The 17,305-nt window shown below is 57.0% G+C and carries 16 protein-coding genes and 1 pseudogene; 13 read left to right on the forward strand and 4 right to left on the reverse strand.

What is annotated here, in order from left to right:
• Positions 1–12: 12 nt before the first annotated feature.
• The 7 genes from pepP (at position 13) to ACOYA6_RS15990 (ending at position 9,461) form a co-directional block, all read left to right on the forward strand.
• Positions 13–1,326 carry a Xaa-Pro aminopeptidase gene (pepP, locus tag ACOYA6_RS15960; protein WP_139563578.1) on the forward strand — a complete coding sequence of 438 codons (1,314 nt, stop codon included), beginning with the start codon at positions 13–15 and terminating at the stop codon, positions 1,324–1,326.
• On the forward strand, positions 1,323–2,501 hold the full coding sequence (gene ubiH, locus ACOYA6_RS15965; protein WP_422654993.1) for a 2-octaprenyl-6-methoxyphenyl hydroxylase: 1,179 nt from the start codon (positions 1,323–1,325) through the stop codon (positions 2,499–2,501). The genes pepP and ubiH overlap by 4 nt, the downstream gene beginning before the upstream one ends.
• 12 nt (positions 2,502–2,513) lie before the next feature.
• Positions 2,514–3,716: an FAD-dependent 2-octaprenylphenol hydroxylase gene (gene ubiI, locus ACOYA6_RS15970; protein WP_138370503.1), complete on the forward strand. Its 1,203-nt coding sequence runs from the start codon at positions 2,514–2,516 to the stop codon at positions 3,714–3,716.
• 428 nt (positions 3,717–4,144) lie between these two features.
• Positions 4,145–5,239 (forward strand): glycine cleavage system aminomethyltransferase GcvT, encoded by a 1,095-nt coding sequence (gene gcvT / locus ACOYA6_RS15975; protein ID WP_039029825.1) that lies wholly within the window; start codon positions 4,145–4,147, stop codon positions 5,237–5,239.
• Between the two features lie 23 nt (positions 5,240–5,262).
• The gene (gene gcvH, locus ACOYA6_RS15980) at positions 5,263–5,652 is read left to right on the forward strand and encodes a glycine cleavage system protein GcvH (RefSeq protein ID WP_039029826.1); all 390 of its coding nucleotides are present in this window, start codon (positions 5,263–5,265) and stop codon (positions 5,650–5,652) included.
• A gap of 124 nt (positions 5,653–5,776) precedes the next feature.
• Positions 5,777–8,650: an aminomethyl-transferring glycine dehydrogenase gene (gene gcvP, locus ACOYA6_RS15985; RefSeq protein ID WP_422654994.1), complete on the forward strand. Its 2,874-nt coding sequence runs from the start codon at positions 5,777–5,779 to the stop codon at positions 8,648–8,650.
• Between the two features lie 67 nt (positions 8,651–8,717).
• Entirely contained in the window at positions 8,718–9,461 is a 744-nt protein-coding gene (locus ACOYA6_RS15990) for an SDR family oxidoreductase (RefSeq protein ID WP_039029828.1), read from the forward strand.
• A 77-nt stretch (positions 9,462–9,538) separates the two neighbouring features.
• Here ACOYA6_RS15990 and bglA read toward each other — a convergent pair whose 3' ends face one another.
• Positions 9,539–10,972 (reverse strand): 6-phospho-beta-glucosidase BglA, encoded by a 1,434-nt coding sequence (gene bglA / locus ACOYA6_RS15995; RefSeq protein ID WP_422654995.1) that lies wholly within the window; start codon positions 10,970–10,972, stop codon positions 9,539–9,541.
• 114 nt (positions 10,973–11,086) lie between these two features.
• Positions 11,087–11,818: a MurR/RpiR family transcriptional regulator gene (locus tag ACOYA6_RS16000; protein WP_039029830.1), complete on the reverse strand. Its 732-nt coding sequence runs from the start codon at positions 11,816–11,818 to the stop codon at positions 11,087–11,089.
• Between the two features lie 52 nt (positions 11,819–11,870).
• Between ACOYA6_RS16000 and yqfB the strand changes: the two are divergent.
• Positions 11,871–12,182 (forward strand): annotated as a pseudogene (gene yqfB, locus ACOYA6_RS16005) (N(4)-acetylcytidine aminohydrolase).
• A 165-nt stretch (positions 12,183–12,347) separates the two neighbouring features.
• Entirely contained in the window at positions 12,348–13,007 is a 660-nt protein-coding gene (gene trhA / locus ACOYA6_RS16010) for a PAQR family membrane homeostasis protein TrhA (protein WP_039029832.1), read from the forward strand.
• Between the two features lie 89 nt (positions 13,008–13,096).
• On the opposite strand, the gene ygfZ is transcribed toward trhA, so the two are convergent.
• Complete coding sequence (gene ygfZ, locus ACOYA6_RS16015) at positions 13,097–14,077, reverse strand: tRNA-modifying protein YgfZ (RefSeq protein ID WP_039029833.1); 981 nt, start codon at positions 14,075–14,077, stop codon at positions 13,097–13,099.
• 303 nt (positions 14,078–14,380) lie between these two features.
• Here ygfZ and sdhE point away from each other — a divergent pair, with 303 nt between their 5' ends.
• Entirely contained in the window at positions 14,381–14,647 is a 267-nt protein-coding gene (gene sdhE, locus ACOYA6_RS16020) for an FAD assembly factor SdhE (protein WP_039029834.1), read from the forward strand.
• Entirely contained in the window at positions 14,628–15,041 is a 414-nt protein-coding gene (locus ACOYA6_RS16025) for a protein YgfX (RefSeq protein ID WP_138370507.1), read from the forward strand. Before sdhE ends, ACOYA6_RS16025 begins: the two co-directional genes overlap by 20 nt.
• A gap of 4 nt (positions 15,042–15,045) precedes the next feature.
• On the opposite strand, the gene fldB is transcribed toward ACOYA6_RS16025, so the two are convergent.
• Positions 15,046–15,567 carry a flavodoxin FldB gene (fldB, locus tag ACOYA6_RS16030; protein ID WP_039029836.1) on the reverse strand — a complete coding sequence of 174 codons (522 nt, stop codon included), beginning with the start codon at positions 15,565–15,567 and terminating at the stop codon, positions 15,046–15,048.
• A 70-nt stretch (positions 15,568–15,637) separates the two neighbouring features.
• Here fldB and xerD point away from each other — a divergent pair, with 70 nt between their 5' ends.
• Both xerD and dsbC read left to right on the forward strand, forming a co-directional pair.
• Positions 15,638–16,564 (forward strand): site-specific tyrosine recombinase XerD, encoded by a 927-nt coding sequence (gene xerD / locus ACOYA6_RS16035; RefSeq protein ID WP_419761052.1) that lies wholly within the window; start codon positions 15,638–15,640, stop codon positions 16,562–16,564.
• A 25-nt stretch (positions 16,565–16,589) separates the two neighbouring features.
• On the forward strand, positions 16,590–17,303 hold the full coding sequence (dsbC, locus tag ACOYA6_RS16040; RefSeq protein WP_039029838.1) for a bifunctional protein-disulfide isomerase/oxidoreductase DsbC: 714 nt from the start codon (positions 16,590–16,592) through the stop codon (positions 17,301–17,303).
• Positions 17,304–17,305 lie beyond the last annotated feature (2 nt).

Here is a 17,305-nt window from a genome sequence, read left to right on the forward strand (position 1 = left end):
CTGGAGGGTGTCATGACTCAGCAAGAGTATCTGCGCCGTCGGCAGGCGCTGCTGGCCACAATGCAGCCGGGAAGCGCCGCGCTGATATTTGCCGCACCGGAGGCCACGCGCAGTAACGATAGCGAATATCCGTACCGCCAGAGCAGTGATTTCTGGTACTTCACCGGCTTCAACGAGCCGGAGTCGGTACTGGTGCTGATTAAAAGTGATGACACCCACAACCACAGCGTGCTGTTTAACCGCGTCCGGGATCTGACCGCCGAGATCTGGTTTGGTCGCCGCTTAGGCCAGCAGGCTGCGCCCGAAAAGCTGGGCGTGGATCGTGCGCTGGCGTTCAGCGAGATCAACGAGCAGCTTTACCAACTGCTGAATGGTCTGGATGTGGTCTATCACGCGCAGGGTGAATACGCCTGGGCCGATGAGATCGTTTTTGCCGCGCTGGATAAGCTGCGCAAAGGCTCCCGGCAAAACCTGAAAGCCCCGGCAACGCTCACCGACTGGCGTCCTGCTGTGCACGAGCTGCGCCTGTTTAAATCGGCGGAAGAGCTGGACGTGATGCGTCGTGCAGGTGAAATCAGCGCGCTGGCCCATACCCGGGCGATGCAAAAATGCCGTCCGGGGATGTTTGAATATCAGCTCGAAGGCGAAATTCATCATGAATTCACCCGCCACGGCGCGCGCTACCCGGCCTACAACACTATTGTTGGCGGCGGGGAAAATGGCTGCATTCTGCACTACACCGAAAACGAGTCCGAACTGCGCGATGGCGATCTGGTGCTGATTGATGCCGGTTGCGAATATAAAGGCTATGCCGGGGATATCACCCGCACCTTCCCGGTGAACGGCAAATTCACACCCGCCCAACGCGCCATTTACGACATCGTCCTGCATTCGCTGGACACCGCCCTGATGCTGTTCCGCCCCGGCACCTCCATTCAGGAAGTCACCGGGGAAGTGGTGCGCATCATGATTAGCGGCCTGGTGGAGCTGGGTATTCTGCACGGCGATGTCGAACAGCTGATTACCGAAAACGCGCACCGTCCCTTCTTTATGCATGGCCTGAGCCACTGGCTGGGGCTGGATGTGCATGATGTGGGCGTCTACGGCCCGGAACGTTCCCGCGTGCTGGAGCCGGGCATGGTGCTCACCGTTGAGCCGGGACTCTATATCGCCCCGGATGCCGATGTGCCTGCGGAGTATCGCGGGATCGGCATTCGTATCGAAGATGACATCGTTATCACCGAAACCGGCAACGAGAACCTGACCGCTTCGGTGGTGAAGAACGCCGACGAGATTGAGGCGCTGATGGCGGCGGCGCGCCCATGAGCATCATCATCGTTGGCGGAGGCATGACGGGAGCTACGCTTGCGCTGGCGATCTCCACCCTGACCCAGGGCAAACTTCCGGTTCATCTGGTCGAGGCCGTTGCGCCACAGTCCACCGGTCATCCGGGATTTGACGGACGCGCTATCGCCCTGGCGCAGGGCACCTGCCAGCAGCTGGCACGAAGCGGCATCTGGCAGGCCATTGCCGACTGCGCCACGGCCATCGAAACCGTTCATGTCAGCGACCGGGGCCATGCCGGCTTTGTTACCCTTGAGGCGCAGGATTACCGTATTGATGCGCTGGGGCAGGTGGTTGAGCTACACGACGTGGGTCTGCGCCTGTTCCGTCTGTTAAAAGAGGCCCCAGGCGTAACCCTGCACTGCCCCGCGCGCGTGGAGCGCTTTACCCGCAGCGAAGACGCGGTGAGCGTCACCCTGGATGACGGCACGACGCTGGACGGACAGCTGCTGGTGGCCGCCGACGGTTCCCGTTCGGCACTCGGCCAGCAGTGTGGGATCCAGTGGCAACAGCAGCCTTACCATCAGTTGGCGGTGATTGCTAACGTCGCCACCGCCGAGCCGCACCGGGGGCGCGCCTTTGAACGTTTTACTCAGCACGGCCCGCTGGCCATGCTGCCGATGTCCCAGGGGCGCAGTTCGCTGGTCTGGTGCCATCCCCTGGAGAGTGCGGATGAGGTGCAGAGCTGGTCTGATGAACGCTTCTGCACTGAACTGCAAAAAGCCTTTGGCTGGCGGCTGGGACGTATCACCCATGCCGGCAAGCGGGCGTTTTATCCCCTGGCGTTAACCACGGCGTCGCAGTCTGTCTCCCATCGCGTCGCGCTGGTGGGCAATGCGGCCCAGACGTTACACCCCATCGCCGGGCAGGGCTTTAATCTCGGACTGCGCGACGTCATGACCCTGGCCGAAACGCTGGCCCAGGCGTTTGCGCAACAGCAGGATTGCGGTGCCTACCCGGTCTTATGCCATTACCAGAAACGACGCCAGGCCGATAAAGAGGCCACCATCGGCGTAACCGATGGGCTGGTGCATCTGTTTGCCAATCGCTGGGCACCGCTGGTGGCGGGCCGTAACGCAGGGTTGATGGCGATGGAACTATTCATTCCGGCACGTGATGTGCTGGCACAGAGGACGCTTGGTTGGGTCGCTCGCTAAGGAGTAAACAAAGTGCAGAATGTTGATGTCGCCATTGTCGGTGGCGGAATGGTAGGACTGGCGTTGGCCTGCGGCTTGCAGGGCAGCGGTCTGCGCGTGGCGGTGCTGGAACAGAAGCAGCCGCAGCCTGTCGCTCCCGACGCGCCGCCTGAGCTACGCGTCTCGGCGATCAACGCCGCCAGTGAAAAGCTGCTGACCCGCGTCGGCGTCTGGTCGGAGATTATCGCCCAACGCGCCAGCTGTTATCACGGGATGGAAGTGTGGGATAAAGACAGCTTCGGGCATATCGCGTTTGATGACGAGAGCATGGGCTACAGCCATCTCGGGCATATCATTGAAAATGCGGTCATCCACCATGCTCTGTGGCAGAAAGCGCAGCAGTGCAGCGATGTTACGCTGATTGCGCCTGCTGCGCTGCAGCAGGTCGCCTGGGGTGAAAACGACGCCTTTATTACCTTGCAAAGCGGAGACATGCTCACCGCTCGCCTGGTGGTGGGGGCCGATGGCGCAAACTCCTGGCTGCGAAATAAAGCCGACATTCCGCTGACGTACTGGGACTATCGTCACCATGCGCTGGTCGCCACTATTCGCACGGCGGAGCCGCATCAGGCCGTGGCCCGGCAGATCTTCCACAACGACGGCATTCTGGCCTTCCTGCCGCTCAGCGATCCGCATCTCTGTTCGATCGTCTGGTCGCTGGCGCCCGAGAAGGCCCAGCAGATGCAGGAGGCGTCAGCCGAGGAGTTCAATCAGGCTTTGTGCGTGGCGTTTGATAACCGGCTGGGGCTGTGCTCCGTCGAAAGCGAGCGTCAGGTATTTCCGTTGACCGGCCGCTATGCGCGCCAGTTTGCCGCGCATCGTCTGGCGCTGGTGGGCGACGCGGCGCATACCATTCATCCGCTGGCCGGGCAGGGCGTAAACCTGGGCTTTATGGATGCCGCCGAACTGGTGGACGAACTGCGCCGACTGCATCGCGAAGGCAAGGATATTGGTCAGCACCTTTATCTGCGCCGCTACGAGCGCAGCCGCAAACACAGCGCGGCAATGATGCTGGCAGGTATGCAGGGGTTCCGCGAACTGTTTGCCGGGGCGAACCCGGCAAAAAAACTGCTGCGCGACCTCGGCCTGAAACTGGCTGATACCCTTCCAGGCGTTAAACCTCAACTTCTGCGTCAGGCGATGGGGCTTAACGATCTGCCGGACTGGCTTCAGTAAACCAGACCCCCATCACACTTTCTTCTCCCGGCCTGTGGGCCGGGAAATTCCCCTCGTTTGAAATAATCTAATTTCACTGACTTTTTCGCATTAGATTATCTAATCTGGCTGTTTTTATGTTACGGAAATTCCGCGCGTTTTTCCGCAGTAAATATCATCCTGTGCTCAACTCCAGGCTGTTGACTTTGCTTTTGTGCGGAACGTTTCGCATTTTTATAGTGAATAACTCTGTACGCTTTGTTGGCTTTTTTGACCATAAGCTAATGTGATGACCCATTTTGCCTTATGGTTAACCACCGTTTTCGGTGGTAAGTTCAGAGGAAAGAGAACGTTTGCGTCGGCGTCCGGGAGCGATGCCGATGCCGGGTTTTGTGGTGATTTTTTCACCTTGAAACGCAAGACAGCCCTGCTCATTCAACGAGGATAAGATGGCTCAACAGACGCCTTTGTACGAACAACACACCCTGTGCGGTGCACGCATGGTCGATTTCCATGGCTGGATGATGCCGCTGCATTATGGTTCGCAGATTGATGAGCATCATGCGGTGCGCACCGATGCCGGTATGTTCGACGTCTCTCACATGACCATTGTCGATCTCCACGGCAGCCGCACCCGGGAGTTTTTACGCTATCTGCTGGCAAACGACGTGGCTAAGCTCACAAAGCCGGGTAAAGCGCTCTACTCCGGCATGCTGAATGCCTCCGGCGGCGTGATTGACGACCTGATTGTCTATTACCTCTCTGATGATTTCTTCCGCCTCGTTGTTAACTCCGCCACCCGCGAAAAAGACCTCTCCTGGATCACCCAACACGCAGAACCCTTCGCCATCGACATTACCGTGCGTGACGATCTGTCGCTGATCGCGGTGCAGGGCCCAAACGCGCAGGCAAAAGCGGCCTCCCTGTTCAGCGATGAGCAGCGTCAGGCCACCGAAGGCATGAAGCCGTTCTTTGGCGTGCAGACGGGCGATCTGTTTGTGGCGACCACCGGCTACACCGGTGAAGCGGGCTATGAAATTGCGATGCCGAACGAAAAAGCGGCCGATTTCTGGCGTGCGCTGGTGGAAGCGGGCGTTAAACCGGCGGGGCTCGGCGCGCGCGATACGCTGCGTCTGGAAGCCGGTATGAATTTATACGGTCAGGAGATGGACGAAGGCGTCTCTCCGCTGGCGGCCAACATGGGCTGGACCATCGCCTGGGAACCTGCCGATCGTGATTTTATCGGCCGTGAAGCGCTGGAAATGCAGCGCGAGAAGGGCACCGAACAGCTGGTTGGCTTGGTGATGACCGAAAAAGGCGTCCTGCGCGGCGAGCTGCCGGTACGTTTCACCGATGCGAACGGCAACCACTGCGAAGGCATTATCACCAGCGGCACCTTCTCTCCGACGCTGGGTTACAGTATTGCTCTGGCGCGTGTTCCGGCGGGCATTGGCGAGACTGCCGTGGTGCAGATCCGCAACCGCGAAATGCCGGTCCGCGTGACCAAACCGATTTTTGTTCGCGCCGGTAAACCGGTCGCCTAATTATTTTTATCAGGAGAAATTCAATGAGCAATGTGCCAGCAGAACTGAAATACAGCAAAGAACATGAGTGGCTGCGCAAAGAAGCCGACGGCACTTATACCGTTGGGATCACCGAACATGCTCAGGAGCTGTTAGGTGACATGGTCTTTGTGGATCTGCCGGAAGTGGGCGCGACCGTCACCGCAGGCGACGACTGCGCGGTAGCCGAGTCCGTAAAAGCGGCGTCGGACATCTATGCCCCGGTCGGCGGCGAAATCGTGGCGGTTAACGACGCGCTGAGCGACTCACCGGAGCTGGTCAACAGCGAGCCTTACGGCGAAGGCTGGATCTTCAAAATCAAAGCCAGCGACGAAGCGGAAGTTGCCGCCCTGCTGGATGCAACAGCCTATGAAGCACTGTTAGAAGACGAATAAGCGTTTTTCTCCCTCTCCCATTCAGGGAGAGGCGAGACAACGTAGGCCCGGTAAGCGTTAGCGCCACCGGGCAACAGAGTTACAGACAACTACGATTCACTGCACGTTTCAGGAACCATCGCTCATGACACAGACTTTAAGCCAGCTTGAAAACCGTGGCGCCTTCATTGAACGTCACATTGGGCCGGATGCTCAGCAACAGCAGGAGATGCTGAAGACGGTTGGCGCGGATTCGCTCAACGCCTTGATCGGCCAGATTGTGCCAAAGGATATTCAGCTCGCCACGCCGCCGCAGGTGGGGGAATCGACCACTGAATACGCCGCGCTGGCGGAACTGAAAGGCATTGCCAGCCTGAACAAGCGCTTTAAGTCTTACATTGGCATGGGCTACACCAACGTGCAGTTACCGCCGGTGATCCTGCGTAACATGCTGGAAAACCCGGGCTGGTACACGGCCTATACCCCTTATCAGCCGGAAGTGTCTCAGGGGCGTCTGGAAGCGCTGCTCAATTTCCAGCAGGTCACGCTGGATCTGACCGGTCTCGACATCGCTTCGGCTTCGCTGCTGGATGAAGCCACCGCCGCTGCAGAAGCCATGGCCATGGCAAAACGCGTCAGCAAGCTGAAGGGCGCAAACCGCTTCTTCGTCGCGGCCGACGTTCACCCGCAAACCCTGGACGTGGTGCGTACCCGTGCAGAGACGTTTGGCTTTGAGGTGATCGTTGATGATGCCGATAAAGTGCTGGATCACCAGGATGTGTTCGGCGTGCTGTTGCAGCAGGTTGGCACCACCGGTGAAGTGCATGACTACAGTACGCTGATTGCCGGGCTGAAAGCGCGCAAAGTTGTCGTCAGCGTGGCGGCCGATTTCATGGCGCTGGTGCTGTTAACCGCCCCGGGTAAACAGGGTGCGGACATCGTCTTCGGCTCTGCGCAGCGCTTCGGCGTGCCGATGGGCTACGGCGGTCCACACGCGGCCTTCTTCGCCGCAAAAGATGAATTCAAACGCTCCATGCCAGGCCGTATTATCGGCGTATCGAAAGATGCGGCCGGTAACACCGCCCTGCGCATGGCGATGCAGACTCGCGAGCAGCACATCCGCCGTGAGAAAGCGAACTCCAATATCTGTACCTCTCAGGTACTGCTGGCCAACATCGCCAGCCTGTATGCCGTCTATCATGGCCCGGCTGGCCTGAAGCGTATCGCCGGCCGTATTCATCGCCTGGCCGATATTCTGGCCTGCGGCCTGCAGCAGAAAGGTCAAAAACTGCGTCACGCGCACTTCTTCGACACCCTGTGCGTTGAAGTGGCCGACAAAGCGACCGTGCTGGCACGCGCTGAAGCAGCTGAGATCAACCTGCGCAGCGACATCCTGAATGCGGTCAGCATCACCCTGGATGAAACCACCACCCGTGACGATGTGCAGGTGCTGTTCAACGTCCTGCTGGGTGACGACCACGGCCTGAATGTGGACGCGCTCGATAAAGAGGTGGCGCACGACAGCCGCTCCATCCAGCAGAGCATGCTGCGCGACGACGCGATCCTGACCCATCCGGTCTTTAACCGCTACCACAGCGAAACCGAGATGATGCGCTATATGCACTCTCTGGAGCGTAAAGATCTGGCCCTGAACCAGGCGATGATCCCGCTGGGCTCCTGCACCATGAAGCTGAACGCCGCTGCCGAGATGATCCCCATCACGTGGCCGGAATTCGCTGAGCTGCACCCGTTCTGCCCGGCTGACCAGGCGGAAGGTTATCATCAGATGATCAACCAGCTCTCAGACTGGCTGGTAAAACTGACCGGCTACGACGCACTCTGCATGCAGCCAAACTCCGGCGCACAGGGTGAATACGCGGGCCTGCTGGCCATCCGCCACTACCACGAGAGCCGCAACGAAGGCCATCGCGATATCTGCCTGATCCCAAGTTCTGCCCACGGCACCAACCCGGCATCGGCCCAGATGGCAGGGATGGAAGTGGTGGTTGTGGCCTGCGATAAGAACGGCAACATCGACCTGGCCGACCTGCGTGCGAAAGCGGAACAGACCGGCGATAAGCTCTCCTGCATCATGGTCACTTATCCGTCCACCCACGGCGTGTATGAAGAGACCATCCGTGAAGTGTGCGAGATCGTGCATCAGTATGGCGGTCAGGTTTACCTCGATGGCGCCAACATGAACGCCCAGGTGGGCATCACCACCCCAGGCTTTATCGGCGCGGACGTGTCGCACCTGAACCTGCACAAAACCTTCTGCATTCCGCACGGCGGTGGCGGCCCGGGCATGGGTCCAATCGGCGTGAAAGCGCACCTGGCACCGTTCGTACCGGGTCACAGCGTGGTGCAGATCGAAGGCATGCTCACCCGTCAGGGCGCGGTCTCTGCGGCACCGTTCGGTAGCGCGTCCATTCTGCCAATCAGCTGGATGTATATCCGCATGATGGGCGCAGAAGGGCTGAAGCAGGCAAGCCAGGTGGCGATCCTGAATGCCAACTACATCGCTACGCGTCTGAAGTCTGCCTATCCGATCCTCTATACCGGCCGTGACGGTCGCGTGGCGCACGAATGTATTCTCGATATTCGTCCGCTGAAAGAGCAGACCGGCATCAGCGAGCTGGACATTGCCAAACGTCTGATCGACTACGGCTTCCACGCCCCGACCATGTCGTTCCCTGTTGCAGGTACGCTGATGGTGGAACCAACCGAGTCTGAAAGCAAAGCCGAACTGGACCGCTTTATCGACGCGATGCTGGCGATCCGCATGGAGATCGATCGCGTTCAGGATGGCGAATGGACGCTGGAAGATAACCCGCTGGTGAACGCTCCACACACCCAGCACGAGCTGGTGGCTGAGTGGAATCACGGTTACTCCCGCGAGCTGGCGGTCTTCCCGGCAGGCGTTGCTAACAAGTACTGGCCGACCGTGAAGCGTCTTGATGACGTCTACGGCGACCGTAACCTGTTCTGCTCCTGCGTGCCGATGAGCGAATACCAGTAACTCTCTGCCATACGCTAGGCCGGGTAAGCGCAAGCGTCACCCGGCTTTTTTTATCCGGAGGTTGTAGATGGCAATAGCATTAGTAACCGGCGCCAGCCGCGGGATCGGCAAAGCGACGGCGCTTCAACTGGCACGTGAAGGCTACACCGTAGCGGTGAATTATCACCACAACATCAAAGCCGCCACCGATGTGATCAATCAGATTGTCGAAGAGGGCGGCAAGGCCTTTGCGCTGCGCGCGGACATCAGCGACGAGGCCCAGGTTATGGCCATGTTCGAAAGCCTCGACCGCGAAGGCGAGCCCCTCACGGCGCTGGTTAATAACGCCGGTATTCTGTTCGAGCAGAGCACCATCGAAAATCTCTCCGCCGAGCGGATTAACCGCGTGCTGGCCACCAACGTGACCGGGTATTTCCTCTGCTGTCGTGAAGCGGTGAAACGCATGGCGCTGAAGCACGGCGGGAAAGGCGGGGCGATCGTCAATGTGTCGTCTGCGGCCTCGCGACTCGGCGCGCCGGGGGAATATGTGGATTATGCAGCATCGAAAGGGGCCGTGGACTCCCTCACGACCGGGCTGTCGCTGGAAGTGGCGGCGCAGGGGATCCGGGTTAATTGCGTACGTCCGGGGCTGATTTATACCGAAATTCATGCCTCCGGGGGGGAACCCGGGCGCGTGGATCGGGTGAAGTCGATGCTGCCGATGCAGCGCGGCGGTCAGCCGGAAGAGGTGGCGCAGGCGATTGTCTGGCTGCTGAGCGAGAAAGCCTCGTACGTGACGGGGAGTTTTATTGAGTTAGCGGGCGGGAAATAAATGCCGGGTGGCGGCTTCGCCTTACCCGGCCTACCTGAATCGTAGGCCCGGTAAGCGCAGCGCCACCGGGCAAAACCTTAAAGCGTCTCGCCGTTGCTGGCGATCACTTCTTTGTACCAGTTAAAGCTCTTCTTGCGTGAACGGGACATGTCGCCGGTGCCGTCGTCGTGCTTGTTCACATAGATAAAGCCGTAGCGTTTGCTGTACTGGCCGGTGGTGAAGGATACGCAGTCGATGCAGCCCCACGGGGTGTAGCCCATCAGATCCACGCCGTCGTAAGTGACCGCTTTTATCATCTCTTCCACGTGCGCGCGCAGGTAGTCGATGCGGTAGTCATCGTTGATGCTGCCGTCTTCTTCCACTTTATCGTAAGCGCCAAAACCGTTTTCCACGATAAACAGCGGCTTCTGATAGCGCTCATACAGTTCACACAGGGCGTAACGCAGGCCCACCGGGTCAATCTGCCAGCCCCAGTCAGACGCTTTAACGTGCGGGTTCGGCACGCTGCCTTCGAAGCCGGAGATCGCATCCCCGGTGCCGCCTTCGGCTTTCACCGCGTTGGTCATGTAATAGCTGAAGCCGAGATAATCACAGGTGCCTTCACGCAGGATCTGCTCGTCGCCCGCTTCCATGTTGATGGTGAAGCCGCGACGTTCCCACTCGTTCAGCACGTAGGACGGGTAGTAACCACGCAGCTGCACGTCGGTAAAGACATAACGCTCCCGCATTGATTCCTGAGCAAACATCACGTCTTCTGGTTTGCAGGAGAACGGATAGAGCGCCACCATCGCCAGCATGCAACCGACTTTCATCTCCGGGTTGATGCGGCGAGCCGCTTTCACCGCCAGGGCGCTGGCCACGAACTGGTGATGCAGCACCTGGTACATGGTCTCTTCCGGGTTTTGATGCTCGGTATAGACCACGCCGGAGCAGCAGTAGCCGAACAGCGGCGCGCGCCAGTTACGCTGGTTGTTGATTTCGTTGAAGGTCATCCAGTACTTGACCTTGCTCTTGTAGCGCTCAAACACCACTTCGGCGAAGTTAACGAAGAAATCCACCACCTTACGGTTGGTCCAGCCGCCGTATTCCTGCACCAGATACAGCGGCATTTCGAAGTGGGAGAGGGTGATCACCGGCTCGATGTTGTACTTCAGCAGCTCATCGAACATGTCATCGTAGAACTTCAGCCCCTCTTCGTTAGGCTGGGTTTCATCACCTTTCGGGAAGATGCGGGTCCATGCGATGGAGGTGCGGAAGCACTTGAAGCCCATCTCGGCAAACAGCTTGATGTCTTCTTTATAGTGGCCGTGGAAGTCGATGGCTTCGTGATTCGGGTAGTATTTACCCTCAACCACTTCCTGGGTGATTTCACGCGGTACGCCGTGCGCGCCGCCGGTCAGCACGTCGCAAATGCTCGGGCCTTTGCCGCCTTTGTTCCAGCCGCCTTCAACCTGATGCGCCGCAACCGCGCCGCCCCACAAAAAGTCTTTTGGTAAGGTGAGTTTTTTCATCTTTGCTAATCTCATTTATTACTATTGTTTTTGAGTCTAACAAAGGGAAATAAAAAGTCACGATATAACAATTCGCCGGAATTGTAATTTGTCACACCGAAAAAACAGGGTGTTTTATTCTGTTAATTTCTTCGCCAGTTTACGTCCCAGCGATTCGAGAATATAAACGACCGGAATTTGGGTAGTAATATCGTACACGCCGCCAATACGCGTTTGCGGCACGTGCCAGGAGAGATTGAAATCCGCTAATTTAGCCAGACGCGAGTGCTCGTGGCTGGTAATAGAGAGCACCTTGCAGTGATGCAGACTGAACTGGCTGGCGAAGCGCAGGATCTCTTCGGTTTCGCCCGAGACCGAGAGCACAATAGCCAGCGCGTTTTTCGCCATATCATTAGTGACCGGGAAATAAGGATCGTCGATATGGTTGCTGAACTTTCCAATATTGGAAAAGAAACGCGCGCCATATTTCGCCAGCGAGCCGGACGTACCTGCCCCGACAAAGATAATACGCTCGGAGGATAATATAATTTCCACCGCTTCATTTAATAGCGCGTCAAATTCGTCGTTATTTACGCTCTTGAAAAAACTGATAATCTCGCTGGCGCCAAAATTAGCCTGCTGCGGTTCGTTCTGCTCAAGATATAATTTAAACCGCACGCGGAATTCAGAGTAGCCATCGCAGTTCAGCTTGCGGCAAAAGCGCAGCACGGTGGTGGTGGACACCCCCGCCGCATCCGCCAGTTCGCGAATGGTCATGTACATCACCCGATCGCGGTTTTTGATGACGGTGTTGTAGACCATCATCTCCAGATTATTGAGACTGGCAATGGCGGAATGGGAGAACATGCTCACAGTGGCTAAACTCACTCATCAGACTTCATCTTCAGGGAATAATAACATGCAGCCAAACGACATTACTTTTTTTCAGCGTTTTCAGGATGACATTCTGGCCGGACGTAAAACCATCACCATTCGCGATGAAAGCGAATGACATTTCAGCGCGGGCGACGTGCTACGGGTAGGTCGCTATGAGGATGACGGCTATTTTTGCACCATCGAAGTCACAGCAACCTCGACGGTAACGCTTGATACATTAACGGAAAATCATGCTCAGCAGGAGAACATGACCCTGGACGAACTGAAGGGGGTGATTACAGAAATTTACCCTGACCAGCAACAGTTTTATGTTATTGATTTTAAATGTCTTTGAGGTTTTATGTGAACACACGTTAGCTGAAATAATCACTCAAACCTATGATTGTCATAAATAAAGTTTTAGACGATATTTATTTTAGCTAACAGGTGTTCACTGGAATCATTCTCAGTTAGCATAGTCAGCGATGCACTATTCACTTTTGTTTTCCCGGAGTTATCTATGGTTAGCAAACCATTAACCACACAGGGATATTCGCTGGCTGAGGAAATAGCCAACAGTATTAGTCACGGAGTCGGCCTGGTGTTTGGCATTGTCGGGCTGGTGTTGCTGCTGGTTCAGGCCGTCGATACCAATGCCAGCGCGCTGGCGATCACCAGTTACAGCCTGTATGGCGGGAGTATGATCCTGCTGTTCCTGGCGTCCACCCTTTACCATGCCATTCCCCATCAGCGGGCCAAGATCTGGCTGAAAAAATTCGACCACTGCGCCATCTATCTGCTGATTGCCGGAACCTATACGCCATTTTTGCTGGTCGGGCTGGATTCGCCGCTGGCGCGTGGATTAATGATTGTTATCTGGAGCCTGGCCCTGCTGGGGATCCTGTTTAAACTCACTATCGCGCACCGCTTTAAGGTGCTGTCGCTGGTGACTTACCTGACGATGGGCTGGCTGTCGCTGATAGTGGTTTATCAGCTGGCAGTAAAACTGGCGGCGGGCGGCGTGACGCTGCTGGCGGTGGGTGGCGTGGTCTATTCGCTGGGGGTCATTTTTTACGTCTGTAAGCGCATCCCCTATAACCACGCGATCTGGCACGGGTTTGTCCTGGGCGGCAGCGTGTGCCATTTCCTGGCGATCTATTTGTACGTCGGGCAGGTTTGATTCCGCTTTGCCCGGCGGCGCTTCGCTTGCACGGGCCTACAAAACCCGTAGGCCGGGTAAGGCGAAGCCGCCACCCGGCACTAACAGCATTACTCTTCCAGCGAATACGGCAACGGCTCGATGCTCAGAGTGTTCACATCCTCGCGAACGCGGAACACGCTGTCCGGCTCCATATCGTTATTCATCACGGCCTGAACCAGCAGGCGACCATCGTCGAGCTGAACGGCAGCCAGCACGGTGCCGGTACGACGCCAGTTTTCACCCATTTTCAGTTCCAGATCTTCACCGGCTTCCGGTACGCGGCTGGCTTTACCCGCCAGATACCACAGGGCGCGTTTGTTGGCGCCGCGGAACTTCGCGCGTGCCACCATCTCCTGGCCGGTGTAGCAGCCTTTTTTAAAGCTGATACCGCCAAGCGCCTGCAGGTTGGTCGCCTGGGGAATAAACTGCCCGCTGTTGGCGGCGTCGATCACCGGGATGCCCGCTTCAATGTTCAGCGACAGCCACTGCTGGCTGTTATTCAGCTGCGCTTCGCCACGCAGGGCCTGGGTCACGCGCTCGGCGGTGGCGACATCGGTCACCAACAAGAAGCGCTCTGCCGGATGTTCAAACCACAGCAGGGAGGTGACCCCGTCGGTGGTCACCTGTTTTTCTGCATCAGGCAGTTCGCTGAACAGATTTTTCAGCGCAGCGCGCGCCTGGAAGCCCGCCACACCCAGCAGCACCAGTTCGTCATCGGCGGCAATGGTGACTTTGGAGAACACCGCATACTTTTTCAGTTCGGCGAGCTGTGCGTCGCGCAGACTGCGGCGTTCGATAAGGGCGAAACCGTCCTGACGGCGGAACAGACGCAGGTTGCTCCACATCTTGCCTTTCGGATCGCAGTGCGCCGCCAGCAGGTGCTGGTGTTCGGTCAGCTGACTGACATCAGCGGTCACCTGGCCTTGCAGGTACTTTTCGCTGTCTGCGCCGACGAGGGTCGCCAGCGCCCAGTCATCAAGGGTCATAAGCGTCAGCGGCAGACGCGCAGAGGCGACAGGCTGGCGCGGAGAAAACGGTGTAAATGCCATATTGATGTCCTGAATTGCTTAACGCTTTGATAATGCCTAATGGTAAAAGAGACTGTCGCCATTGCAAGCGGTTTCAACAGGCTATTCGTGCCCTCAGGCTATTCTGCGTAACGCCACGCAAAACAGATGAACACGCTTATTTATTGTGGTTTTTTATGGAAGCCTGCTCCAGGAACGTAATATTCCAGTAATGAAACAGCAAAAAACACGTTACACTAGAGGCCGTTTCATCCCGGTAGAGCGCCTTTCGCCGCCGGTACGAACGGAACACTGCCTGAACTCAACGTTATGCAGGAACCAGACATGGACATTAATAACAAAGCCCGCATTCACTGGGCATGCCGTCGCGGCATGCGCGAACTCGATATCTCCATCATGCCGTTCTTCGAATACGAATATGACAGCCTGAGCGATGAGGATAAGCAGCTCTTTATCCGCCTGCTCGAGAACGACGATCCTGACTTATTCAACTGGTTGATGAATCACGGCGAACCCGCCGACACCGAACTGCAACGGATGGTGCTTTTAATTCAGACACGGAATCGGGAACGTGGTCCTGTGGCAATCTGATCTACGCGTCTCGTGGCGCTCCCAGTGGATGTCTCTTCTGCTCCACGGCCTGGTCGCGGCCTTCATTCTGCTGATGCCGTGGCCGCTGAGCTACACCCCGTTATGGCTGATACTGCTGTCGCTGGTGGTGTTTGATAGCGTACGCAGCCAGCGGCGCATTAACGCCCGCCAGGGTGAAATCAAACTGTTCATGGATTCCCGGCTGCACTGGCTGGGCAACGAATGGGAGATTGTCGGCACGCCGTGGATGCTCAATTCCGGCATGATGCTGCGCTTGCGCAAAGGCGCAGGACAACGCTGCCATCATTTATGGCTGGCGGCAGACAGTATGGAAGAAGGGGAGTGGCGGGATCTGCGTCGGATGATTTCACAGCAGCCGACGCAGGGGCGATAGCGGTTTAACTGAACTGCTCCGCCATTTCACCGAGGATCTGCTCGCACCAGTTCTGCAGGCGCTCTTCACTGAGGTCGTACTGGTTGGTTTCATCGAGAGCCAGTCCGACAAACAGCTGGCCGTCGGCGATGATCGGTTTCTTACTGGTAAATTCATAGCCTTCTGTCGGCCAGTAACCGATGAACGTCACCCCTTTCGGTGCCAGCTTGTCATGCAGCATACCCAGCGCGTCGAGGAACCATTCGCCGTAGCCCAGCTGATCGCCCATGCCGTACAGCGCGATGATTTTGCCTTCAAGCTGCAGGGAATCGAGCCGATCCCAGATGGCTTCCCAGTCTTCCTGCAGTTCGCCGAAATCCCAGGTCGGGATGCCCAGAATGAGCACGTCATACTGCTCCATCATCGATGGGGCATCGTCTTTAAGGTTATGCAGGGTGACCAGTTCCGGGCCGATAATGTCGCGAATTTTCTCTGCGGCCATCTCGGTGTAGCAGGTGCTGGAACCATAAAACAGACCAATATTCATCGCTAAAATGTCTCAATACTTGCTATGACTTTGCGAGTAGTGTACCAGAAACAACACCCATTCAGGCATAATGCCCCATTGCAGAACGAAAGAGGCGGACGTGGAAAAGGATCTCTCACTCATCGAACAGTTTCTCGATGCGCTCTGGCTGGAGAAGAATCTTGCCGAGAATACCCTTAGCGCCTACCGACGCGATCTGGCTATGCTGGTGGCATGGTTACACCATCGCGGCCTCTCTCTTGCCACGGCGCAAAGCGACGATTTGCAGGCCCTGCTTGCCGAGCGAATGGAGGGGGGATATAAAGCCACCAGCTCCGCACGGCTGTTAAGCGCCATGCGGCGTCTGTTTCAGCACCTGTATCGCGAGAAATTACGTCCAGACGATCCCAGCGCGGCGCTGGCGTCGCCAAAATTACCTCAGCGTCTGCCAAAAGATCTCAGCGAAGCACAAGTTGAGAGATTATTACAGTCGCCGGTGGTTGACCAACCGCTGGAGTTACGCGATAAAGCGATGCTTGAAGTGCTATACGCTACAGGATTGCGCGTGTCTGAACTGGTGGGGCTGACGATGAGCGATATCAGCCTGCGCCAGGGCGTGGTGCGGGTGATCGGTAAAGGCAATAAAGAACGTCTGGTGCCGCTGGGCGAAGAGGCGGTTTACTGGCTGGAGAACTATCTTCAGCATGGCCGTCCGTGGTTGCTGAACGGTGTCTCCATTGACGTGCTGTTTCCCAGCCAGCGTGCGCAGCAAATGACGCGTCAAACCTTCTGGCATCGCATCAAACATTACGCCACACTGGCAGGTATCGACAGTGAAAAACTTTCGCCGCACGTTCTGCGTCACGCTTTTGCGACCCATCTTCTGAACCATGGCGCCGATCTGCGCGTGGTCCAGATGCTGCTTGGTCACAGTGACCTCTCAACGACGCAAATCTACACGCATGTCGCGACGGAACGCCTGCGGCAGCTACACCAACAGCATCACCCACGCGCGTGAGTGATGACTTGTAACAGGAACCCATATGAAAAAGTCTTTAGTGCTGTTCTCTCTGCTGGCAGCATCTTTAACCGGTCTGGCGCATGCTGACGATGCGGCCATCAAACAGTCTCTGGCGAAGCTCGGCGTCACCAGTAGTGAAATTCAACCTGCGCCCGTAGCCGGTATGAAAACGGTGCTGACCAACAGCGGCGTGCTGTATGTAACCGAAGACGGTAAGCACTTTATCCAGGGGCCGCTGTACGACGTGAGCGGCGCGCAGCCGGTCAACGTGACTAACCAGATGCTGATGAAAAACCTGAACGCGCTGGAAAAAGAGATGATCGTCTACAAAGCGGCGCAGGAAAAACACGTCATTACCGTGTTTACCGACATCACCTGCGGTTACTGTCACAAGCTGCATGAAGAGATGAAAGATTACAACGCGCTGGGGATCACCGTGCGTTATCTCGCCTTCCCGCGTGCGGGTGTGCAGAGCCAGCCTGAGCAGGATATGAAGGCCATCTGGTGTGCGAAAGATCGCAACAAAGCCTTTGATGACGCCATGAGCGGCAAAGGCGTTCAGCCTGCCTCCTGTGATATCGACATTGCTAATCACTACGCGCTGGGCGTGCAGTTTGGCGTGACCGGTACGCCAGCAATCGTGCTGAGCAACGGCTACGTCGTGCCGGGCTACCAGGGGCCGAAAGAGATGAAAGAGTTCCTCGACGCGCACCAGAAACAGTTTGGCGGTAAATAATT

Origin of the sequence: Leclercia barmai (assembly GCF_049312895.1) — a bacterium.
GTDB classification, from domain to species: Bacteria; Pseudomonadota; Gammaproteobacteria; order Enterobacterales; family Enterobacteriaceae; genus Enterobacter; species Enterobacter barmai.

Coding starts and splice junctions, on each gene's coding strand:
- pepP (WP_139563578.1), top strand. CDS start 13: ATGACTCAGCAAGAGTATCTGCGCCGTCGGCAGGCGCTGCTGGCCACA.
- ubiH (WP_422654993.1), top strand. CDS start 1,323: ATGAGCATCATCATCGTTGGCGGAGGCATGACGGGAGCTACGCTTGCG.
- gcvT (WP_039029825.1), top strand. CDS start 4,145: ATGGCTCAACAGACGCCTTTGTACGAACAACACACCCTGTGCGGTGCA.
- gcvH (WP_039029826.1), top strand. CDS start 5,263: ATGAGCAATGTGCCAGCAGAACTGAAATACAGCAAAGAACATGAGTGG.
- gcvP (WP_422654994.1), top strand. CDS start 5,777: ATGACACAGACTTTAAGCCAGCTTGAAAACCGTGGCGCCTTCATTGAA.
- ACOYA6_RS15990 (WP_039029828.1), top strand. CDS start 8,718: ATGGCAATAGCATTAGTAACCGGCGCCAGCCGCGGGATCGGCAAAGCG.
- bglA (WP_422654995.1), bottom strand. CDS start 10,972: ATGAAAAAACTCACCTTACCAAAAGACTTTTTGTGGGGCGGCGCGGTT.
- ACOYA6_RS16000 (WP_039029830.1), bottom strand. CDS start 11,818: ATGTTCTCCCATTCCGCCATTGCCAGTCTCAATAATCTGGAGATGATG.
- trhA (WP_039029832.1), top strand. CDS start 12,348: ATGGTTAGCAAACCATTAACCACACAGGGATATTCGCTGGCTGAGGAA.
- ygfZ (WP_039029833.1), bottom strand. CDS start 14,077: ATGGCATTTACACCGTTTTCTCCGCGCCAGCCTGTCGCCTCTGCGCGT.
- sdhE (WP_039029834.1), top strand. CDS start 14,381: ATGGACATTAATAACAAAGCCCGCATTCACTGGGCATGCCGTCGCGGC.
- fldB (WP_039029836.1), bottom strand. CDS start 15,567: ATGAATATTGGTCTGTTTTATGGTTCCAGCACCTGCTACACCGAGATG.
- xerD (WP_419761052.1), top strand. CDS start 15,638: ATGCCCCATTGCAGAACGAAAGAGGCGGACGTGGAAAAGGATCTCTCA.
- dsbC (WP_039029838.1), top strand. CDS start 16,590: ATGAAAAAGTCTTTAGTGCTGTTCTCTCTGCTGGCAGCATCTTTAACC.